This is a genomic window from Streptomyces sp. UH6, assembly GCF_013421635.1.
In the GTDB taxonomy this organism is placed as follows: Bacteria; Actinomycetota; Actinomycetes; order Streptomycetales; family Streptomycetaceae; genus Streptomyces; species Streptomyces abyssomicinicus.
In genome coordinates, this window is the sequence record NZ_JACADT010000755.1 from 1 (window position 1) to 2804 (window position 2804).

Consider the following 2804-nt stretch of genomic DNA (forward strand, 5'->3'; position numbering starts at 1 on the left):
CGCCGGCGGCCTGCCGCATGCGGTGGGCGCGGTTGAGGAGGTCGGTGTCGGCCTCCTTCACCTGCGCCTCGGTGGCGCGGCGGCGCTCGGCGAGGCGCTTCTCGACCTCGCCGAACCGCTCGGTGGCGAAGAGCCGGCCGAGCAGCTTGCCGCGGGCCTCGGCGTCGGCGCGCAGGAACCGGGCGAAGTCACCCTGCGGGAGCAGCACCACCTGGCAGAACTGGTCCCGGCTCATGCCGAGGAGCTGGGTGATCTCCTCGCCGATCTCCTGGTGGGAGCGGCTGCCGGTGCTCTTCCAGACGCCGGCGGCGGGGTCGTACTCGCGCAGCAGGCTCTGGGCCTTCTCGGGGGTCGTTCCGGTGCCGCGCTTCTTGGGGCGGAGCCGGGCGGGCTGCCGGGTGACCTCCAGGCGGCGGCCGGCGACGGTCAGCTCCAGGGTGACCCTGGTGCTGACGGCGGGGTCGGCGTGGTCGCTGCGCAGGGCGGAGCCCTGGCCGCCGCTGTGTCCGCTCTCGCGGGCGCCGGGCACCTTGCCGTAGAGCGCGTAGCAGACGGCGTCCAGCACGGAGGTCTTGCCCGCGCCGGTGGGACCGTGCAGGAGGAAGAGGCCGGCCCCGGCCAGTTCGTCGAAGTCGACGCTCTGGGTGGAGCCGAACGGGCCGAAGGCCGTCATCTCGAGCCGGTGCAGCCTCATCGGGCGGCCTCCTTGGCGAAGGCGTCGGCGCGCACGGCGTCGAAGGCCTCGCGGAGCACGGCGCGCTCTCCCTCGTCGGGCGCGGCGCCCCGGACGTGGGCCACGAAGTCCTCCGCGACCTGCTGGTCGTCGCGTCCGGCGAGACGGCGCGCGTAGGAGACGCCCGGCTCGCCGGGGGTCCGCCCGGGGTCGAAGGTGAGGCTGAGGGTGTGCGGGAACCGTTCGCAGAGCCGGGCCATGGGGTCGGCCGGCCGCACCGGGTCGGTGAGGGTGGCCTCGACCCAGGCGTCCTCGTGCCGGGTGAGGTGCGGGTCGGCGAGGAGCTGTTCCAGCGGGCCGCGTATCCGGGCCAGCGCGCGGGGCACCGGGCAGTCGATCCGCTCGGCGGCCACACCGCCCCGGGCGTCGAGGTCCACCAGCCACATGGTCTTGCGGTGGTCGGCCTCGGAGAAGGAGTAGGGCAGCGGGGAGCCGCTGTAGCGGACGCGCTCGGTGATGGTCTGGCAGCCGTGCAGGTGGCCGAGGGCGACGTAGTCGACGCCGTCGAAGACGGCGGCGGGCACCGAGGCGACGCCGCCGACGGTGATGTCGCGCTCGCTGTCGCTGCCCCGGCCTCCGGTGACGAAGGCGTGGGCGAGCACCACCGAGCGGGTGCCGGCGGGACGCGCCGCGAGGTCGGCCCGCACCCGGTCCATGGCGGCGCCGAGCACCGCCTCGTGGGCCGCCTTGTCGACGCCGAACTCGTCCTTGACCAGGGCGGGTTCGAGGTAGGGCAGGCCGTAGAAGGCGACCTCGCCGAAGGCGTCGGCGAGGACCACCGGGGTGCCGGCCGAGGCGGCGTCGGTGCGCAGGTGGATCCCGGCCCGCCCGATCAGCCCGGCGCCGACGCCGAGCCGGCGGGCCGAGTCGTGGTTGCCGGAGATCATGACCGTCGGCACGCCGAGGCCGGCGAGCCGGTGCAGGGCGTCGTCGAACAGTTCCACGGCGGCCAGTGGCGGCACCGCCCGGTCGTACACGTCGCCCGACACCACCACGGCGTCGACCCGGTGCTCACGCACGGCGACGAGCAGGTGGTCGACGAACGCGGCCTGGGCCCCGAGCATGTTCACCCGGTGGAACGACCGGCCCAGGTGCCAGTCCGACGTGTGCAGCAGCCTCATGCCCACCCACCTTAACGGTGGCCACCGACAGCGACGCCATGAGCCGAATTTTGTCCGGATCGCCCCGACTTGTGGGCGAGGGCGGCCTCATGCGCCGCCCCCGCCCGTGCGCGGAGGGAGCCCGACGGCCGGTCAGGGCTGGAGCGGCATGCTCCAGCAGTTGGAGACCGCGGACCTGCCCTCCAGCCGGTCCTTCAGCCAGTCGATGGCCGCGCCCTGGTCGGTGAGGAGCGGCACCATGTGGTTGGTGACGATCTTGTCGCCGAGGTTCGGCAGCACGATCGCCTCGTAGGTGACGTTCGCGCCCTTGCGGCACCAGTCGACCGCCATCTGCCGCGACTGCCGGTGCGGCACGATGTCGTCCTGGACCCCGGTGGCCACCCGCACCGGCCCGGAGGGCTTGAGGTTGCCGATGCGCTGGTCGTCCAGCACCTCCTGGATGCGCGGCTCGCTCTCCACGATCTGCGAGAGGGACCTGCCGTCCGTCGTCCAGGAGCTGCTTCGCCGGAACCCGTAGGCGAGGAGCGAGTCGCCGATGCACATGCCCGACAGCTCCTCCAGCGCGGCCCGGCCCTTGTCGTTGAGGTGGGCGTCGGCGATGGGCCGCAGGTCGGGTTCGGCCTGGAGGAATCCGTTGAGCGACCAGCCCAGGGCCCCGGTCAGGGCGCTGCCGTCGATGCCCTTGATCGTCTCGGTCAGGTCGGCGGGCGGCGCGCCGGAGTACGTCCCGGCCAGCTGGACGTCCGGGGCGTAGGCCGCCGCCAGCTCGGCCGCGGCCGCGGTGGCGCCGCCGCCCTGGCTGTAGCCGTAGAGACCGACCCGCGACTCGGGGCGCAGCGACGTCCCCGGCAGCGACCGGGCGGCCCGGACCGCGTCCAGCACGGCGTGCCCGCCGTCGACGCGGTTGACGTAGGTGTGCAGCCGGTCGGTGGCGCCCAGGCCGACGTAGT

General features: G+C 74.2%; 3 protein-coding genes. All 3 read right to left on the bottom strand.

What is annotated here, in order from left to right; translation table 11 throughout:
- Positions 1 to 694: AAA family ATPase (locus HW445_RS25345; protein WP_180223235.1), on the bottom strand; the 694-nt coding region annotated here is incomplete at its 3' end.
- Entirely contained in the window at positions 691 to 1854 is a 1164-nt protein-coding gene (locus HW445_RS25350; protein WP_180223236.1) for an exonuclease SbcCD subunit D, read from the bottom strand. The genes HW445_RS25345 and HW445_RS25350, both read right to left, overlap by 4 nt.
- 132 nt (positions 1855 to 1986) lie before the next feature.
- Positions 1987 to 2804 (bottom strand): lipase family protein (locus HW445_RS25355; RefSeq protein ID WP_218957379.1); only part of this gene is annotated, 818 nt, incomplete at its 5' end.

Coding starts and splice junctions, on each gene's coding strand:
- HW445_RS25350 (WP_180223236.1), bottom strand. CDS start 1,854: ATGAGGCTGCTGCACACGTCGGACTGGCACCTGGGCCGGTCGTTCCAC.